Source organism: Romboutsia sp. BSD2780061687b_171204_C1, assembly GCF_015560225.1.
Classification (GTDB): Bacteria; Bacillota; Clostridia; order Peptostreptococcales; family Peptostreptococcaceae; genus Romboutsia_C; species Romboutsia_C hominis.
Genome location: NZ_JADMRK010000001.1, coordinates 179,486 through 199,546 on the forward strand (window position 1 = coordinate 179,486; position 20,061 = coordinate 199,546).

The 20,061-nt window shown below is 27.8% G+C and carries 16 protein-coding genes and 1 pseudogene; 13 read left to right on the plus strand and 4 right to left on the minus strand.

Translation table 11 applies throughout. From position 1 onward, the window contains the following. The first annotated feature begins 18 nt into the window (after positions 1–18). The 6 genes from glyQ to I2H23_RS00965 all read left to right on the plus strand — a co-directional run bounded on the left by glyQ (position 19) and on the right by I2H23_RS00965 (position 8,161). Positions 19–894: a glycine--tRNA ligase subunit alpha gene (gene glyQ / locus I2H23_RS00940; RefSeq protein WP_092927021.1), complete on the plus strand. Its 876-nt coding sequence runs from the start codon at positions 19–21 to the stop codon at positions 892–894. Between the two features lies 1 nt (position 895). Further along, positions 896–2,962 (plus strand): glycine--tRNA ligase subunit beta, encoded by a 2,067-nt coding sequence (glyS, locus tag I2H23_RS00945; RefSeq protein ID WP_195236851.1) that lies wholly within the window; start codon positions 896–898, stop codon positions 2,960–2,962. A gap of 372 nt (positions 2,963–3,334) precedes the next feature. Next, positions 3,335–3,973 carry a helix-turn-helix transcriptional regulator gene (locus I2H23_RS00950; protein ID WP_092927017.1) on the plus strand — a complete coding sequence of 213 codons (639 nt, stop codon included), beginning with the start codon at positions 3,335–3,337 and terminating at the stop codon, positions 3,971–3,973. 10 nt (positions 3,974–3,983) lie between these two features. Further along, positions 3,984–4,820, plus strand: a complete 837-nt coding sequence (locus tag I2H23_RS00955; RefSeq protein WP_195580870.1) for a pyruvate, water dikinase regulatory protein — start codon at positions 3,984–3,986, stop codon at positions 4,818–4,820. Positions 4,821–4,969: 149 nt separating this feature from the next. Next, entirely contained in the window at positions 4,970–7,594 is a 2,625-nt protein-coding gene (gene ppdK, locus I2H23_RS00960; RefSeq protein WP_092927013.1) for a pyruvate, phosphate dikinase, read from the plus strand. Between the two features lie 318 nt (positions 7,595–7,912). After that, a complete protein-coding gene (locus tag I2H23_RS00965) occupies positions 7,913–8,161 on the plus strand; it encodes a zinc ribbon domain-containing protein (protein WP_092927011.1) in 249 nt (82 codons plus the stop codon). A 145-nt stretch (positions 8,162–8,306) separates the two neighbouring features. Here I2H23_RS00965 and I2H23_RS00970 read toward each other — a convergent pair whose 3' ends face one another. Beyond that, positions 8,307–10,487 (minus strand): DNA topoisomerase, encoded by a 2,181-nt coding sequence (locus I2H23_RS00970; RefSeq protein WP_195580871.1) that lies wholly within the window; start codon positions 10,485–10,487, stop codon positions 8,307–8,309. Positions 10,488–10,573: 86 nt separating this feature from the next. After that, positions 10,574–11,203: a hypothetical protein gene (locus tag I2H23_RS00975; RefSeq protein WP_195580872.1), complete on the minus strand. Its 630-nt coding sequence runs from the start codon at positions 11,201–11,203 to the stop codon at positions 10,574–10,576. Positions 11,204–11,296: 93 nt separating this feature from the next. On the opposite strand from I2H23_RS00975, the gene dut reads away from it, so the two are divergent. From dut to I2H23_RS00990, 3 genes are all read left to right on the plus strand, one after another. Beyond that, positions 11,297–11,728 carry a dUTP diphosphatase gene (gene dut, locus I2H23_RS00980; RefSeq protein WP_092927005.1) on the plus strand — a complete coding sequence of 144 codons (432 nt, stop codon included), beginning with the start codon at positions 11,297–11,299 and terminating at the stop codon, positions 11,726–11,728. 315 nt (positions 11,729–12,043) lie between these two features. Then, complete coding sequence (locus tag I2H23_RS00985) at positions 12,044–13,168, plus strand: C40 family peptidase (RefSeq protein WP_195580873.1); 1,125 nt, start codon at positions 12,044–12,046, stop codon at positions 13,166–13,168. Between the two features lie 249 nt (positions 13,169–13,417). Further along, positions 13,418–13,825 (plus strand): hypothetical protein, encoded by a 408-nt coding sequence (locus I2H23_RS00990; protein WP_195580874.1) that lies wholly within the window; start codon positions 13,418–13,420, stop codon positions 13,823–13,825. A gap of 612 nt (positions 13,826–14,437) precedes the next feature. On the opposite strand, the gene I2H23_RS00995 is transcribed toward I2H23_RS00990, so the two are convergent. Then, on the minus strand, positions 14,438–15,004 hold the full coding sequence (locus tag I2H23_RS00995) for a manganese catalase family protein (RefSeq protein ID WP_271932896.1): 567 nt from the start codon (positions 15,002–15,004) through the stop codon (positions 14,438–14,440). A 69-nt stretch (positions 15,005–15,073) separates the two neighbouring features. Further along, positions 15,074–15,241: pseudogene (locus I2H23_RS01000) on the minus strand (spore coat protein CotJB); the annotation flags it as partial. A gap of 348 nt (positions 15,242–15,589) precedes the next feature. On the opposite strand from I2H23_RS01000, the gene I2H23_RS01005 reads away from it, so the two are divergent. The 4 genes from I2H23_RS01005 to I2H23_RS01020 all read left to right on the plus strand — a co-directional run bounded on the left by I2H23_RS01005 (position 15,590) and on the right by I2H23_RS01020 (position 19,983). Continuing rightward, on the plus strand, positions 15,590–16,468 hold the full coding sequence (locus tag I2H23_RS01005; RefSeq protein WP_195580875.1) for a tRNA 2-thiocytidine biosynthesis TtcA family protein: 879 nt from the start codon (positions 15,590–15,592) through the stop codon (positions 16,466–16,468). A gap of 201 nt (positions 16,469–16,669) precedes the next feature. Further along, positions 16,670–17,686: a 3'-5' exonuclease gene (locus I2H23_RS01010; RefSeq protein WP_195580876.1), complete on the plus strand. Its 1,017-nt coding sequence runs from the start codon at positions 16,670–16,672 to the stop codon at positions 17,684–17,686. 96 nt (positions 17,687–17,782) lie between these two features. Next, positions 17,783–19,000: an MORN repeat-containing protein gene (locus I2H23_RS01015; protein WP_195580877.1), complete on the plus strand. Its 1,218-nt coding sequence runs from the start codon at positions 17,783–17,785 to the stop codon at positions 18,998–19,000. Positions 19,001–19,029: 29 nt separating this feature from the next. Further along, on the plus strand, positions 19,030–19,983 hold the full coding sequence (locus I2H23_RS01020) for a S8 family peptidase (protein WP_195580878.1): 954 nt from the start codon (positions 19,030–19,032) through the stop codon (positions 19,981–19,983). Positions 19,984–20,061 lie beyond the last annotated feature (78 nt).

The window sequence follows — 20,061 nt, forward strand, 5'->3', positions numbered from 1 at the left end:
TTTATAGGAGGTATTCATATGAATTTCCAAAATATGATACTTACATTGCAAAACTATTGGGCAAAGCAAGGATGTATCATGATGCAGCCTTATGATGTTGAAAAAGGTGCAGGTACAATGAACCCTAATACTCTTTTAAGATCATTAGGACCAGAGCCTTGGAAGGTTTGCTATGTAGAGCCATCAAGAAGACCTGCGGATGGTAGATATGGGGAAAATCCAAATAGACTTTACCAACATCATCAATTCCAGGTTATATTAAAACCATCACCAGATAACATACAAGAATTATATTTAAATAGTTTAAAAGAAATAGGTATAGATCCAAATGAACATGATATAAGATTTGTTGAAGATAACTGGGAATCAACTACAGTTGGAGCTTGGGGACTTGGATGGGAAGTTTGGTTAGACGGTATGGAAATAACTCAGTTTACTTACTTCCAACAAGTTGGAGGTATAGAGTGTGAACTTGAAACCGGAGAAATAACATATGGACTAGAAAGACTTGCTATGTATATACAAGAAGTAGATAGTGTTTATGACCTAATGTGGAATGATGAGTTAACTTACGGAGATGTATTTAGACAAGCTGAATATGAGAACTCTGTATATGCATTTGAAGAATGTGATGCAGATATGTTATTTAATTTATTTGATACATATGAAAAAGAAGCTACTAGACTTATAGAAAGAGGACTTGTAATACCAGCATACGATTATGTGTTAAAATGTTCTCATACCTTTAACACTTTAGATGCTAGAGGAGCTGTTGGAGTAAGTCAAAGAGCATCATTTATAGGAAGAGTTAGAACAATGGCTAGAAATGTTTCTTCAGCTTACGTTAAGCAAAGAGAAGAAATGGGATACCCGCTTATAAAGGAGGGAAAATAATATGAATAACTATCTTTTATTTGAAGTTGGAGTTGAAGAATTACCATCAAGATTTGTAAGTTCTACATTAGACCAAATCAAAGGTAACTTAACAAAATTATTTAACGAAAATAGAATAAAATTTGATGATATAAAAGCTTATGGAACACCTAGAAGATTAGCGTTTATAGTTGAAGGTATAAGTGATAAGCAAACTGATTTAGAAGAAGAAGTAAAAGGTCCATCTAAAAAAATAGCAATAGATGCTGATGGAAATTTCACAAAGCCAGCACTTGGATTTATGAAAAGTAAAGGTTTAAAAGAAGAAGACGTAATATTTAAAACTGTTGGAAAAGATGAATATATATTTGGAACAATAAGACAAGCTGGTTGTGAGACTAGTGAAGTATTAAAAACTATATTACCACAAGCAGTTAAGATGGTAGTATTCCCTAAGGCTATGCGTTGGGGTGGAAAAAACATGAGATTTGCTAGACCTATAAGATGGATGGTTACATTACTAAATGATAAGGTACTAGAAATAGACTTAGAAGGTATAATATCTTCAAATGTAACTAAAGGACATAGATTCTTAGGACAAAGTGAATTTGAAGTTAACTCTTTAGAAGATTATCTAACTAAATTAGAAGAAAACTTCGTAATATTAGATCAAGATAAGAGAAAAGCTATAATAAAGGAACAATGCATAAATGTTGCTAACACTTTAGGTGGAGAAATTGAATTTGACGAAGATTTACTAGAAGAAGTAACTCATTTAGTTGAATATCCAACAGCTTTTTATGGAGAGTTTGACAAAGAATACGCTAAACTTCCTAAAGAAGTTGTAACAACTCCAATGCAGCAACATCAAAGATATTTCCCAGTATTAAAGGATGGGAAATTATTACCAAACTTTATAGCTGTAAGAAACGGTAATGACTATAAAATAGAGAATGTTAAAAAAGGTAACGAAAAAGTTTTAGAAGCAAGACTTGCAGATGCATTATTCTTCTACAAAGAAGACACTAAAAAAGACTTAGAAAGTTACATAGAAAAATTAAAGAGTGTTGTATTCCAAGCTAAACTTGGTACAGTTTATGACAAATCTTTAAGAATAGAAAAATTAAGCGTTAAGATACTTGATTTATTAGGATTAAGTCAAGATGAAGCTGATACTAAAAGAGCAGCTAAATTATGTAAAGCTGACTTAGTAACAGGAATGGTATTTGAATTTACTGAACTTCAAGGGATAATGGGAAGAGAGTATGCAAAAGTTGGTGGAGAAAATGAAGCTGTTAGTGAAGCAATATTTGAACATTATTTACCAAGATTTGCAGGAGATATACTTCCACAAACTAATGCTGGTATAGCTTTATCTATAGCTGATAAATTAGATTCTATAGCAGGATTTTTTGCAATAGGAATACATCCAACAGGATCTCAAGATCCATATGCACTTAGACGTCAAGCATTAGGTGTTATAAATATACTAATGGATAGAAAGTTAGATATAAGTCTAAAATCATTAGTTGATATATCTTTAGAAAATTATACAAACTTAGAATTTGACAAGCAAACTGTAGCTAATGAAATGATGGAATTCTTCAATGAAAGAATCAAGAACTTATTTAGAGAACTAGGAATAAGATATGATGTTATAGATGCAGTATTAAGTGCAAACATAGACAATGTAAGTGATATGTATATAAGAGCAGAAGAACTTAATAATTGGCTACAAAAAGATGAGTTAGTTGAAATGCTAACAGCATTTAATAGAGTTTCTACATTAGCTCAAAAAGCTACTTCTAGCGAAGTGAAGGAAGAGTTATTAGTAGAAGATGCTGAAAAGGCTTTATACAATGAATTTAAAAATGTTAAAGAAAGCGTAAAATCTTTATTAAGTGAAAAGAGATATAGTGAGTCATTAGATGCATTTGCATCACTAAGACCATCAATAGATAATATGTTTGATTCTGTTATGGTAATGGATAAGGATGAAGCTATAAAGAACAATAGACTAGGACTTTTAAAACAAATATATGATACAATGTTAAGTATATGTGATTTATCAAAAATAGTTTATAAATAATATATCGGGGGCTAAGAGGACACTTTTAGTCCCTATATTATTTTAAATAACATTTTCCTAAAAAGATTCAAAATAATTTATTTGGAAAAAATACAAATAATAAATATTAAAATAATTAAAAAAATATCAATAATATATATTAAAACTATTTAATATATACAATGTTATATTATAATAGATTTAGTATAAACAATTTAGCTACATTATTTAGTATATAAACCATTAATATATACAAAAGAATAAATAGTATATAATAAATATATAAAAAGTATGCGAATTGTATAACAAAAAGATTTACAATTACATATATATGGGTATATAATATACTATATAAAGAAAAAGTAATATAAAGTATAGCACATAAGGAAGAGGGTGACTATTATTCAACTTAATGATAGACAATTAAAGATAATTGATATAGTAAAAGAGAATGAGCCTATAACAAGTGAAGCCATTGCTGCTCATTTAAACGTAACTCGTGCTACACTAAGATCTGACTTAGCCATATTAACTATGACAGGAATATTAGATGCAAGACCTAAAGTTGGATATTTTTACTCTGGAGTTAGCGAATTAAATTTAATAGGCAATAACATAAAAGACAAAAAAGTAAGAGACATCATGAGTCTACCTGTATTAGTAAAAAAAGATATGAGTATATATGAAGTTATAGTCAATATGTTCTTATCAGATGTAGGAAGTATATTCATAATAGATAATGACGACATACTATGTGGAGTGGTTTCTAGAAAAGATCTACTTAAAGCTACTATAGGTGCTAGTGATATAAATCATATGCCAATAGGCATGATAATGACTAGGATGCCCAACATAGTTACTATAAATCAAGATGAGGATATAGTATTGGCAGCTAAAAAGATAATAGAACACGAAGTTGATTCTATTCCTGTTGTTGAACGTGATGAAAATAACAAAAACAACTTAAGGGTAGTAGGAAGGATATCTAAGACTAATATAACAAAATTTTTCCTAGAATTAGCTGACAATTAAGGAGGAATAAATGAAAAATTTAATTATATATGTTATATCAGACTCAGTAGGTGAGACTGCGCAACAAGTAACAAAAGCTGCTATTTCTCAATTTAAAATTAGTGAAGAGTGTGAAATAAGAAGATTCCCATATGTTATGGATGAAAACTTTTTATTAGAAATTTTAGAAGGTGGAAAAAGTGAAGATGCTATAATAGTATATACATTAGTAGACGAAAATCTTTTAAATGTTACTAAAAAATTCTGTGAAAAAGAAAATTTAAGTAATATAGACCTAATGACACCAATTTTAAAAGAAATAGCAAATAAAACTAAAATGAAACCTAAAAGAGAGCCTGGTATAATCAGAAAGTTAGATGAAAGCTATTTCAAAAGAGTAGAAGCTATAGAGTTTGCAGTAAAGTATGATGATGGTAAAGACCCAAGAGGTATACTTAAATCAGATATAGTTTTAGTAGGGATATCTAGAACTTCTAAAACACCACTTAGTATGTATCTAGCAAACAAAAACATAAAAGTAGCAAATGTACCTTTAGTTCCAGAAATACCTATACCTAAAGAGGTATTTGAAATAGATAATAAAAAAATAATAGGACTTACTAATACTCCAGAGAAGTTAAATCAAATAAGAGCAGAAAGACTTAAAGCATTAGGACTATCAAGTAATGCAAACTATGCTAACTTAGATAGAATACTACAAGAATTAGACTACTCAGAACAAGTCATGAAAAAAATAGGATGTCCAGTAATAGATGTTTCAAGTAAAGCAATAGAAGAAACAGCTGGAATAATTCTTGATATTATCAAAGAAAATGGATTAAACATATACAAAGATAGTGATAGATAGTTAAATTTAAAGAGAAAAACCTTAAAAACATCTTAGTTAATTTAATACAAGTTATTTATAGTAAATAAAACCTTATATTAAACTAACTAAGATGCATAAAGGCTAATTATATTAAACTAACCAAAATACAAAATGATGGGGGTTAAATAATGGAAGCTAAATATGTTTATAGTTTTGAAGAAGGTAACAAAGACATGAGATATGTTTTAGGTGGTAAAGGTGCTAACTTAGCAGAAATGACAAATATAGGTCTACCAGTGCCACAAGGTTTTACAATAAGCACAGATGCTTGTAATGATTATTACAAAAATAATGAGACTATAAGTGATAATATAATAAATGAAATAGAAGAAAAGCTTAAAGAATTACAAGAAAAGCAAGGAAAAACATTAGGAGGCGAAATTAATCCTCTATTATTATCAGTTCGTTCTGGTGCAGTATTTTCAATGCCAGGAATGATGGATACAATACTTAATCTAGGTTTAAATGATACAAGTGTAGTAGCTTTAGCAAATTCTACTCAAAATGAAAGATTTGCATATGATAGTTACAGAAGATTTATACAAATGTTTTCTGATGTAGCTATGGGAATACCAAAATATAAATTTGAAAATGCCCTAGATAAAATAAAAGAAGCTAAAGGATACACTTTAGACACAGAACTTAATGTAGAAGATTTAAAAGAATTAGTAAAAAAATATAAAGAAATATATACAAAAGAAATAAAAAGTCAATTCCCACAAGATCCAAAAGAACAACTAATGTTAGCTATAAAAGCAGTATTCAAATCATGGAATAATCCACGTGCAATAGTATATCGTAAATTAAATGATATCCCAAGTGATTTAGGAACAGCAGTAAATATACAATCAATGGTATTTGGAAACATGGGAGAAACTAGTGGAACTGGAGTAGCATTTACTAGAAATCCTTCAACTGGTGAAAATAAAATATTTGGAGAATTTTTAATGAATGCACAAGGTGAAGACGTTGTTGCAGGTATAAGAACACCAAAGGACATATCTTCACTAAAAGAAGTGATGCCAAAGGCTTATGATGAATTTATGAAAATTACTTCTATACTTGAAAATCACTACAAGGATATGCAAGATATAGAATTTACTATAGAAAATGAAAAATTATATATATTACAAACTAGAAGTGGAAAAAGAACAGCTGGTGCATCTATAAATATAGCTGTAGACCTAGTAGGAGAAGGTATAATAAATGAAAAAGAAGCTATAATGAGAATTGAGCCTAAGCAATTAGATCAATTACTTCATCCTAGATTTGAAAGTAAATCTTTAAATGAAGCAACAGTTATAGCAAAAGGACTTCCAGCATCACCTGGTGCTGCTTGTGGAAAAGTATACTTTAATGCAGAAGATGTAGTAGATGCTAAAAATAGGGGAGAAGAATCAATACTTGTAAGACTTGAAACTTCACCTGAAGATATAGAAGGTATGGTATGTGCAGAAGGTATACTTACAGCAAGAGGTGGAATGACATCTCATGCAGCAGTTGTAGCTCGTGGAATGGGTAAATGTTGTGTAGCAGGATGTTCAGACATAAAGGTTGATGAGTATAACAAAGAAATAAGAGCTGAAGATGTAGTTATAAAAGAAGGAGAATATATATCTTTAGATGGTTCTAGTGGATGTGTATATATAGGTAAGGTAGAAAAAACTGAAGTATCTTTAACTGGAAATTTCGAAAAATTAATGAATTGGGCAAATAAATATAAATCTTTAATGGTAAGAACTAATGCAGATAATCCAAGAGATGCTAAGGCTGCCATAAAGTTTGGAGCCGAAGGTATAGGATTATGTAGAACTGAGCATATGTTCTTTGACGAAGATAGAATACCAGCAGTAAGAGAGATGATACTTTCTAAAACATTAGAACAAAGACTAGTAGCACTTGAAAGATTACTTCCAATGCAACAAAAAGACTTCGTAGATATATTTAGAGTAATGGATGGTAAATCTGTAAACATAAGATTATTAGATCCACCACTACATGAATTCTTACCACATGATGATGAAACTATAAAAAGCCTTTCAGAGTCAATGAAAGTTTCAGTTAGTGAAATAAAAAGAAGAATAGTAGATCTAGATGAATTTAACCCAATGCTTGGGCATAGAGGTTGTAGACTTGCTATAACTTTCCCTGAGATATATATAATGCAAGCTAAAGCAATAATTAATGGTGCAATAGAAGCTACTAAAGAAGGTATAAAAGTAATGCCTGAAATAATGATACCTTTAGTTGGAGAAGCTAAAGAATTAAAAGTTATAAAAGAAGATATAAAAGAAACGATAGATAATATATTAGAAAAAGAAAATATGAAAATAGATTATACAATAGGTACAATGATAGAAGTACCAAGAGCTTGTTTAACAGCAGATGAAATAGCTAAAGAAGCTGACTTTTTCAGCTTTGGTACTAATGATTTAACGCAAATGACATTTGGATATTCAAGAGATGACGCAGGTAAATTCTTAGGCGAATATGTAAATAGAGAGTTACTAGAAAAAGATCCATTTGAAGTGTTAGATCAAAGAGGAGTAGGAAAGCTTATAGAGCTAGGAGCTAAACTAGGTAAAAGCGTTAAGCCAAATATAAAGCTTGGAATATGTGGAGAACATGGTGGAGAACCTTCATCAATAGAGTTTTGTTACAAAGCTGGATTAGACTATGTATCTTGTTCACCATATAGAGTACCAATAGCTAGACTTTCAGCAGCACAAGCAGTAATAAAAAATGAAAAATAAATAAATTTAATAAAATATCTATAAAAATACAGGTTTGTGATTATATCACAAACCTGTATTTTTATACACAATAATGCCTTATTATAATTATTAACAATATAGATGCAAACTATATAAATTTATTAGGAAACAAAATACAAATTTTATGCATAGTTTTTTAATTAGCGCAAGTAAAGAGCTTTGCGAAGATACTAAAAATGGTATGATTTAATCATACTAACTAAAATATGATTTTAACATATATCACAGTAAAATAAATTTATCATACAATATACTAATGTACTTATAAGATGTATAAATAAGTAAGGAGGGGATTGTATGATTAAGTGTCCAAGATGCTCAAAGGAAGTATCATCAAGACCAGGAAGTATATGCCCTAGATGTGGGCTAAAAGTATCAGAAGTAAACGAAAAAATAAGATGCCCAGAAACAAGTTGCAGAGCATTAGTATCTAAAAAGTTTGAATATTGCCCAAAATGTGGCTGTAAGTTAAAAAATTATACTTTAACAGAATTTATAAAAATGGCAAGATGTAAAATAGATGATAAACTAAATGAAAAAGAATAAAGGTTGCATTTAGAGCAACCTTTATTTGGAAAGAATTGAAGTTTACATAAATTGGTTTCTTTAAGATAGGACTTAATACATGAAAAGAAAACATTTATTAATATATAAGTATGTAAATTATTATATATTAGTTACACTTAAGTAATTATTTTTTTATTTCAATATCCCATCCAAAGTAACCATTAGCCTTTTTGGAATATTTAAGTATAGCATCAAATTTAGTACCATTTTTACTTGTTAGTGATTTAACTTTGGCTTGACCATTTTTTAATATACCTTTAACCATTGTTTTGTTAGGTTTTTTCTTATAAAATTCTAGAAATTTATCATTTTTCCATATACCAAATTTACATTCTTTGTAGTTGTTGCATATATATCCTTTAGGAATCTCAACAACATCGCCACCACATATAGGGCATTTCCCAAGAGATTCATTTGAAGGAGAATCATTCTTAGCACCACTTTTATTAGAAGATTTAGTATTAGATATATTTTTAGTAAATTTTTTAGTTTTAGGATTATAAACATAATTTTCTGTACTTATGCTTTTAGGGCTATCATGTTTTATTAGCTCAACATTTTTATATATAAAGTTAAATATATTGGTTAAATACTCTTTTCTAGTGAAAGTTCCTTTTTGGATATCACTTAGACTTTTTTCTAATTTTCCAGTATAATCAACATCAAATAGCTCTTTTACTGGGAATATTTCAACTAAATTTTTACCTAAATCAGTTACAGAATAAGACTTACCTTTTTTATTAACATATCCTACTTGTGATATCTTTTTTAATACATCAGCACGAGTAGCAGATGTACCTATTGAATAACCCGATAAAACTGTAGTATCATCATCAGGTACATTTTTACCGCAATTTTTCATAGCTTTAAGTAAGGTATCTTCTGTATAAGGCTTAGGTGGTGTAGTTTGTTTAGTTATCGGTTTAATATCTATGACATCAACTATTTCATCCTTATTTACCATAGGGAGTAAATCATCTTTTTCTTCCTTATTGTATACTTCTAAGTATCCTTTAGTTTTAAGTACTTTACCCTTAGTTAAGAATATATTTTTATCTACATCAGTTTTAATTTCAGTATTTTCATATTCTGCAGGAGGCATAAAGTTTGCTATGAATCTATCTTTGATGGCGTTATATACTATAAGTTCATCAGGTGTTAGATTAGTAGGTATTATATAAGTAGGTATGATTGCACTATGGCTATCTACCTTAGAAGAATCGAAAACCCTTCTAGTTTTAGTAAATTTGATTTTGTCACTATAAGGAACTGTTGCCTTTAATTTATCTAAAGCTTGAGACACTTTAGTTGCTAAACTTTCTTCTAAATAAATAGAATCGGTTCTAGGGTAAGTAATATAACCACCCTTACCTTTACCCTCATAAAGAGACTGACACACGCTTAAAACTTTATCTGAAGTGAAATTAGCATGTTTAGAAGTTATATATCCTTGTAGTGAAGTTAAACTGAAAAGTTTAGGTGCATATTCTTTAGACATTGTAACTTTTTTATCAAGTATTTTACCTTGATTAGAAGTTATGCTATTAATAATTTTATTAACATCTTCTATAGTATCAAATTTACTTTCTTTTCCTTTTATATACTTACCTTTATATTTTCCATTTTGGCATTTGAAATTTCCTTCTATTTCATAGTAGGTTTTTGGTACGAAATTTTTAATTTCCATATCTCTATCATAAACTAATTTGACTGTAGGTAGTATTACACGACCTATATTTAGTAGTTTACCGTTACCATACTTTAATGTGGCAACTGATGTAAAATTTATACCTATTAGCCAGTCAGTTATAAGTCTAGTGTAACCTGCTGATTGTAAATTTCTCATTTCATTATCATCTTTTAAATTATTAAGACCCCTAGTTATATCTTCTGGTGTCCATTCGTTTACTAAAATTCTTTTTACAGGTTTTTTGTTCTTAGATAATAAAAATATTAAAAAAGAAATTAATTCGCCTTCTCTATCATTATCTGTTGCATTTATAACATATTCAATATCATCTCTATGTAACAGTTTTTTTACTGTATTAAATTGCTTTTTCTTAGAACTATCTACTTTGAACTTAAACTTTTCTGGTGGAATAAATGGAAAATTAGCCATTTTCCAAGAACCAGAGTATTTATCTTTATCATAGTCTTTGACATCATATAGACTCACCAAATGCCCAACAGCATAAGTAACTATATATCCATTACCTTCAAAATAACCATCAAGACGAGTTTTAGCTCCTAAAAAAGATGCGATAGTTTTAGCCACAGATGGCTTTTCTGCTAGTATAAGTTTCATGTAAAACTCCTTTCAAGGTGCTTAAATACTACATTTGTAACTTAAATATATTATCATAAAAAAATAAAAGACTGCAAGGCAGTCTTTTATAAATAATAGTTAAAATTGTTATTATGATTAGTAAGCCCCTTTATATATGAGTTAAAATAATAGTTGCTATCTTCATTATCTATTATCTCAACAAAAGAGATGTGGTTGTAGTCACTTACCTCTAAATCACATAGTTTATTTAAGGTAACACAAGATATAGTTAAAGATGAATCTGGACTTATATAAATACCTTGTGTATCATATAGTGCTGTAAATATTTCATAGCATTTTGATTTATCAGTAATTAATAAATAATCAATAAGACCTTTAAGTTCTGGATACTTATAATAAATATTACTTAAATTATTATCTTGATTTAAATTATTTAATTCTTCACTATATCCACAGAGTATTATATATAAGTTATTTTTATATAGTGATTTTAGATTAATTATTAAATCTTTTAAAAAGATATTTAAGTTAAATGGTAAATATAGATAAAGTTTATTATTTATGTCTATATTTATGTTATAATCTTCTAATAGATTAATCAAAATACTAGTTGTAGTTGGAGTATAATTTAAAAATTTAATATCATTATACATAATATAGAGATTACCGTTTATACTCTTATTGTAAATAACCTCAAGTTTTTTTTTTATCCAAGGGGCATGTAATAAATTCATATTTGTTCCTCCTAGAATTAGTATTTTAAATTTAATGTATTTTAATACAATATTAAAATAACCCTTAATTAAATTATAAAAGGAGACATTAAAATGTATACATTAAAAATAAAGAAATTACATGACGATGCAATAATACCAAATTTCGCTCACAAGGGAGATGCTGGTATGGATTTATATTCTATAGAAGAAGTGGTTATTCCTGCTTCAGAATCTAAACTTATAAAAACAGGAATAAGTATAGCACTTCCTAAAAATACAGAAGCTCAAGTTAGACCAAGAAGTGGATTAGCACTTAAACATTCTGTAACAGTACTAAATACACCAGGAACTATAGATGAAGGGTATAGAGGCGAAATAGGTGTAATACTTATAAACCATGGTAAAGAAAATTTCACAGTAAATAAAAATATGAAGATAGCTCAAATGGTAGTTAAACCTATATATGATATAAATATATTAGAAGTTAGTGATTTAGATGACACTGAAAGAGGAAATGGTGGATTTGGATCAACTGGATATTAGGTCATATTTATTTAAAGGAACCTTATTTTAAGGTTCTTTTTTTATGCCAATTTGTTATAAGCTAAAAATGATATATAAGATTTAAATGTTAAGAAAATTTTATAAGAAGAAAAATATATATATAAATTGTAAATATATAACAGTTATCGAAAAATATAGACAAAAACTTACAAATTTGAAATAATATTAGCATGGGCAAAACGTTAAAATATAAAATAAAAAAGTATTATAAAATGAAATTTAAAGCTAGGGTATAAACACCAATTAAGGAGAGGAGTTGAGTATACTATAGCCTCTAAGCTATAGTAATAAAATATGAATAAGCAAAGTATAAAAATGGGATTGGTAGTAACATCAATATTACTTCCAATGTCAGTTACAGTAGCAAATGCTGATACTATACAACAATCAAACATAGAATATAAAACGATAACTGGAAATTCAGTAAACTTTAGAAAAGGACCAAGTACTAGCTATAGTTCAATTGGTAAGTTTTATAAAGGAGACAAAGTAGAGTACATAGGAAAAAGTGGAGAATGGGTAAATGTTAAGTATAATGGAAAAGTAGGATACGTACATGGAGATTACGTTTCAAACTCTTCTGAAGGAAATACATCAGATAATACTATAAAATACAATAAGATAGTAAATGCAAGTTCCTTAAATGTTAGAAAAGGTCCGGGGACTAGTTACTCAAAGATAGATTCAATACCTAATGGAACAAAAGTAGGAGTAATATCTGAGTCAAATGGGTGGGCAAAGGTAAGTTATAATGGACAAATAGGATATGTATCAAGTCAATATTTAAAGAGCAGTGAAGCTTCAACTACACCAAGTGAAGAAAAAGTAAAATATAATAGAAAAGTAAATGCAAGCTCACTAAATATTAGAAAAGGACCAAGCACAAGTCACTCAAAAATAGGTTCAATACCATATGGTGCTGAGGTAGGAGTAATATCAGAATCAAATGGATGGGCAAAGATAAAATATAATGGACAAATAGGATATGTATCAAGCGCGTATTTAACAGCAGATATATCTAATGGTGGTGGAACAACATCTCAAAGCGCCGACAAGGTAATAAATTTAGCACAAACATTACTAGGAAAGCCATATGTATGGGGAGCAGAAGGGCCTAATAGTTTTGATTGCTCAGGATTTACTCAATATGTATTTAAAAATTCTGCGGGGATAAATATACCAAGGGTATCAAAAGATCAATCAAAATTTGGACAATATGTAAATAAAAATAATCTTCAAAAAGGAGATTTAATATTTTTTGATACAAGTGGTTCAAATGATGGAAGTGTAAGTCATGTTGGGATATATATGGGTAATAATAAAATGATACATGCATCATCGAGTAAAGGAAAAGTAGTTATATCTGAATTAAGTAATTATTATAATAATGCATATGTAAATGCAAGAAGAGTCTTATAAATAACTTAAAAATTTTCTCATTATATAAAAAATAGATGTATTATTAATAAAACATCTATTTTTTTATGCAATAATCTTATATTAAGCATAAAATAATTGATAGTTTGTGAATATATGCAGATGAATAAATTTGAAAATAAAAAAATCTAATATTTTAAGTAGAAAAGATTTTTGATGAATAAATAATCTAATATATTGAAAATAATATATAGTGTAAGTTAAATTTATAGATTAACAAGGAGTGTTTCTATGGGTGTAGTAACAGATTTTTATAAATTCAAATACAGAAAAGATGACTACTATTTAGATGTATTTATAAATAAAGGAGCAATACCAAATATTGAATCAGCCTTAAATGAAATTCTAAGTGATAAATATATACCTAAAGACTCTCAATGTGCATATATGAAGTTAAAAGAATTATTTCAAGAGGCAAGGAAAAGTACAAGTCATGTTTATGCTGAAATAAAAATACACAAATGTTATTTGAGATATATAAATAATTTATATCTATATTTTTTTGATAGAAAAGAGTATAGGTCTCTGAAAGAGTTAAGCGATTATTTTCATTTATATATAGTAGAAGACATAGAAAATATAGCAAATTTTATAACATTAAGTGAAGATGTAAAGATAAGGATACTTTCAAATATCTAAAATAATTAAATTCAAAAAAAGGAAATATTTCTAAATATCTTGCATATAATACATTAAATATGAAATATTTAAAATTAATCCTTCATATTTAATGTATTATAAAAAGAAGGAGGGATATTAATTTGGACGATAGATTAGAATTAGTAATGTTTGGATATGAAAAAGAAATAGAATATGATTATACTCCAGATAGTGGAAGTGAATAAATCAAAAAGGATTTTTCAAGTTTAAATTAAGTAAAGAATAAAATAAAAATTATCTTGCTAAATCAATTAATATAATTTATATAAATAAAAAATGGAGGTAAAAAATGGAGAGAAACATAGATTTGATGATATTTGAATATGAAAAGGAAATGGAATATGATTATATACCTGAACATAAAAATGAATAATAATTAAAGCATAAGTAATATTATATATCAAAAGGAGAAATAAAGTGAATATAGATAATGAATCCGATTAAAAAGGAGCTATCTCAAACAAAATAGAGTTTAGCTCCTTTTTATTATAAGTTAAATTATAAAGCTCTAAATTAAAAAATATTATACATAAAAAATGTCTAAAGCAAATCAAAAGATTGCCTTAGACATTAAAAAAACAAACTTATAGATTAAAATGTATGTTTACTTTCTACAAAATCATAAACGTCTATTAAAGCTTCTCCGAATCTTTGATAATGAGTAATTTCTCTTTGACCTAAAAATCTCAAAACTTCTATTATATCAGCATCATCAGTTAGGTTTATAAGTTGATAATAGGTAGCTAGAGCTTTTTGTTCAGCGGCCATATCCTCATGTAAGTCAGTGACAGCATTTCCAATAACAGCAATAGGACAAACACTAAATGGATTTCCAGTTGCATTTGTTGGATATATACCAAATCCATTTTGAGCGTAATGAGAACCAAGACCTGCTTCTTCTAACTCATCAGGAGTAGCGTCATATGTTAGTTGATAAACCATAGTAGCTACAATTTCAACATGTGCTAATTCTTCTGTTCCAATATCAGTTAAAAGTGCTTTAGATTTCCCTGTAGGCATAGTATATCTTTGACTAAGATATCTTAGAGCCGCTGCTAATTCTCCATTAGGTCCGCCAAATTGAATTATAAGATATTTAGCCATAGTTATATCTTTAGTTTTAAGATTAACAGGATGTTCTAGTGTTTTTTGATATATCTACATAAATTAAATCCTCCTTAATTATTAGTCGTTAAATTCTTTTTCACAAGACCAAGGGCTTTCTACCTATCTAAAAGGATATTTACTAGGTGAAAATCCAAAACTAGTTAAAGGTCCATACTTATTTTCATATAAGCATCTTGCTTCTAAAAATTGATTACATAGAGAATTGAAAGTAGTAATTGCATTTTTGTCACAAGAGTTATTATCTAAGTATAGATTCATATCTACACATACAAAACAAAGCTCTTAAATTCTTTGCATTAATTCATTTCTAGAGTCACTCATAATTAATCTCCACCTCCTTTTTCTCTTAGTGGAGTTGAATATAATTAAACCTCCTGTCTTAAAGTGAGAATGAACTTAATAATAATACATTGTAGTTGTAAAAAAGTGTTACTAATAAATACATAAACTATATTTAAGGCAAAAATACACATTAAAATAAATGAGTAGATTACTTGAATTATTAGCTTAATATATGATAAAATAATTTGCATGTTTTATTAAAAATAGTCTAAATTTGAAATTTAATGAAAATGAATTATAGATATAACCAAAATATAAATAAGAGGTGATAGTATGAGCAACTTAGCGGGAAAAGGCTGTGAGATAATAGTACCTTTTGATGAAAGACAACCATTAAAAGATATAGAAAGAAGTATAATAAAAAGATATAGAAAACATTTATGGTCAAAGTTTATAAAAGCTATAAGAGATTATAATCTAGTAGAAGAAGGCGATAAAATAGCTGTTGCAATATCTGGAGGAAAAGATAGTCTACTTATGGCTAAGATGTTTCAAGAGTTAAAAAGACATGGACAAGTAAACTTTGAATTAGAGTTTATAGCTATGGATCCAGGATATCATGAAGACATAAGAAAGTTACTTGTAGATAACTGTGAGTACTTAGATATACCAATACACTTATTTGACTCAAGAATATTTGAAATAGCAGATGAAATAGCTAAAGATTATCCATGTTATATGTGCGCAAGAATGAGAAGAGGAGCACTATACTCTAAAGCTGAAGAACTAGGGTGTAATAAGTTAGCACTTGGACATCATTATGATGATGTTATAGAAACAACAATGCTTAACCTACTATGTTCGGCTAATTTTAAAACAATGTTACCTAAACTACATTCAACAAACTTTGATGGTATACAAATAATAAGACCACTTTATTATATAAGAGAAGAGCATATAGTAAGATTTATACAAAATAGTGGTATATGGCCACTAAATTGTGCATGTATGGTAGCGGCTAAAAAGACTGGTAATAAGAGATATGAAATAAAAGATTTAATCAAAAGCCTTGGAGAAAACTTTAAGGATGTAGAAAAATCAATATTTAAAGCAGCGGAAAATGTAAATATAGATTCTGTACTTGGATGGCAAAAAGATGGAGTAAAGCATTCATTTATGGAAAGTTTTGAAGACCAACTAGAAATTCTTTAAAGTTTACATTATTTATTTTTAGTATAATTAAATATAATATATTTATAGATTTAGGAAGAATTTTTATTCTTCCTTTTATTTTTGATTTTATGAAATATATTTGAATAAGCAAGAAAAGCGAAAATTTTATAAATGTATAGTGAAAAAATAGCATAAAATGATAAAATATAAGTAAAGATATTTAGAAGGTGGGAGTTTGGATTGAAAAGAGTTTATATAGACTTTGAAATGAATATGCCAAGTGTAAGAAATAAAAGAGATATGCTAAATGCAGATATAATTGCAATTGGAGCTATACAATATGATACGGATACAGGTAATATAGAAGAATTTAAGTCATTAATAAAGCCTGTAACTAACCAAGAAATATATCCACATATAGAAGAATTAACTCATATAAAGCAAGATGATGTTAAAGATGCTCCAACATATGAAGAAGTTATGAGAAAATTTAAAAAATGGTTAGGTACATTTTCTCAAATAGAGGGTATATATACCTTTGGAAATCTAGATTTAACTTGCTTTAATAATACAGATAAAAAGAGTGCTCAAAAAAACAATCACCCAAGATTTATAAATAATATAAAAGGTTTATTCGTAGATATAAAGGACAAATATTTAGAATGCGGGATAAAATGTATGAATTATGTTTCGTTAAAAAATTTACTCGAATGTGCAAACGTAGAATTTAAAGGAGACGCACATGATCCTTTATATGATGCATATAATTTATATGTATTAGATGAAGTTTTAGAAAAAAATGAAGGGATAAGGGACATACTAATAATAAAAGATTTTATAAGACCACCATTTATAATATTAAATGAAAACTTAGAAAAAGTTTTTGATGAATACACAAATATATACTATAAAAATCCAAAAGAGGCTAGCAAATTTGATATATCCATAGAAGTTATAAAAACTGTATATTTGTATTTGGAATCTATAAATAACATAGACATATACAATATAGATATAATAAGAGATATAAGTAGAAAAATGGACACAATAGATAAGTTAAAAGATATTAGAACTGGGCATTTTTATATACTTGAGAATATATATTTTGATATGAAAGATTTAATAGACGATTTAATGCTTTATAAGCTAAAGCAAGAGGAATACGTAGAAGAAATAAATAGTATAATAAACTTATTTTCTGATGATTTAAAGTATGAAGAAATAGAATTTGACTATATACTAGAAAAAAGCTGTTGATAAAATTAAATATCAACAACTTTTTAATATGAATAAATATGTACAAGAATAAATATAAATTATAAGAAACCAAAAAAGGAAATAGGAGGAGTTTTTGTGGAAGAAATAAGTAATTATTTTTCTATAATATTTAAGGTATTTATATCTTTATCATCAATATTTATATTATTTTATGGTGTAAGTATTATATTAAAAGCAAAATATAACAAGCCTAAAAATAAAGGACATACAAGAGGATATACAAGAAATAGTTTAATGATAGACGACAGAAGCAATGTAGATACAAAGAAAGTAAAAGAAAATATAAGACAAATAGAAAACTCTAGTATATCAAGTAAAGAGAAAACTATGCAATATGATAATGGGGATGTATACAAAGGGGAGATCAAAGATGGAAAAAGAGAGGGTTTTGGTATATGTATATACATGAATAAAGATAGATATGAAGGGCTTTGGAAAGATGATAAAATGCATGGAATAGGTAAATATACTTATCATGATAAAGGGTCGTATAGTGGTGATTTTAAAGAAAATAAGATAGAAGGAATAGGAACTTATACTTATAAAAACAAAGACATATATAAAGGATATTTTAAAGACGGAAAAAGACATGGAAAGGGAATTTTATATTGTAAAGATGGAAGCAAATATAATGGAATGTGGAAAGATAACCTTAAACATGGGCAAGGAAGGCTTATTGATGTAAATATGCAGATTTATGAAGGGGATTTTGTAGAAGGCAAAAAAAATGGACAAGGCAGATATGAATTTGTAGATGGAAGCAAATATAATGGTGAATTTAAAGACAATATATATCATGGTCATGGATGCTACATAGATAAATATGGGAATATATATGAAGGTCAGTATAAATATGGATTAAAAAAAGGCAAGGGTATGATGAAATATAGAAATGGTGAAATATATGAAGGTGAATTTAAGGATGATATTATAAATGGAAGAGGAAGATATACATATAAAGATAAAAGTACTTATGAAGGAGAGTTTAAAGAAGGTAAAAAACATGGAGTAGGAACATACACTTGTGAGTTATATAAATATGTAGGCGAATTTAAAGAAGATAAAAAAGGTAAGGTAGGAACCTACTACTTAAGTAATAATATTATTTTAGAAGTAATTATAGAAGAAAATATTATAACACAAGGTGTATATATATGTAATGAAAATAAAAGATACCTACATAATATAGATGCAAGTGAAATAAATGAAAAATATTTATTAAATAATATAGAAAACTACCTCGAAAATGATAAAGAACAGAATCACATTATCACTTCAAAAATATATAATTAATTATAAGAATAAATTTTGGGGTGGTATATATGAAAAATAAACCTGAAGATTTAAACATTAAATTGTTGCCATTTAAAATAGAATCAAACTCAAGAGGAAAAAATACAATCAACCAATACGGAGTGGATATGATAAAAGCTAGAGATATGTGGAAAGAATCTAATAAAGGAAGTGGAGTACGTATAGCAGTAATAGATTCAGGATGTGATATATATCATGAAAGCTTAAAAAATAATATAGTAGAAGTTAGAAATTTTACAAATGAAGATAATAAAAATCCAAATATTGTAACTGATAGAGTAGGACATGGTACTCATGTTATAGGTACTATTGTGGCAAATAATCCAAATAATAATATAGTAGGTATAGCACCTAGTGCACAGATATATGTATTAAAAGCTATAGAAGGTAATGGACTAGGAAAATTAAGTTGGGTAGTTAATGCCATAAATTATGCTGTGGAAAAAAAGGTAGATATAATATCTATGTCACTTGGAATGGGTGGAAGTTCAGATAAATTAGAAAGGGCAGTAAAGGAAGCTGTCAAAAAAGGAATATTAGTAGTATGTGCAGCTGGAAATAGTGGTGATGGAAATGCTGATAGTTTTGAATATTCATATCCAGCTGCTTATGAAGAAGTAATATCAGTAGGTGCAGTTGATAAAAAAGGAAATCCTGCTAGTTTTAGTAATGCAAATTTAGTTATAGATGTAATTGCGCCGGGGGTAGAAATACTTTCAACCTATCCAAATAACAAATATGAAGTACTAAGTGGAACAAGTATGGCAACACCGCATGTGACAGGAAGCTTAGCTTTACTTAAAAACTGGTCAAGGGAAGAATTTCAAAGAGATTTAAGTGAAACTGAATTATATGCTCAACTTATAAAGCATACAAAATCTATTAACTATCCAAGAACTATTCAAGGTAATGGGCTTGTATATCTAGCGCAAGTTAAAACTAAAAATAAGAAAAAGAATTAAAAAACTTCGCATATCTATAAAAAATTAGATATGCGAAGTTTTTTGATATTAAATGATAAAAATTTGCAATTAAAGTTA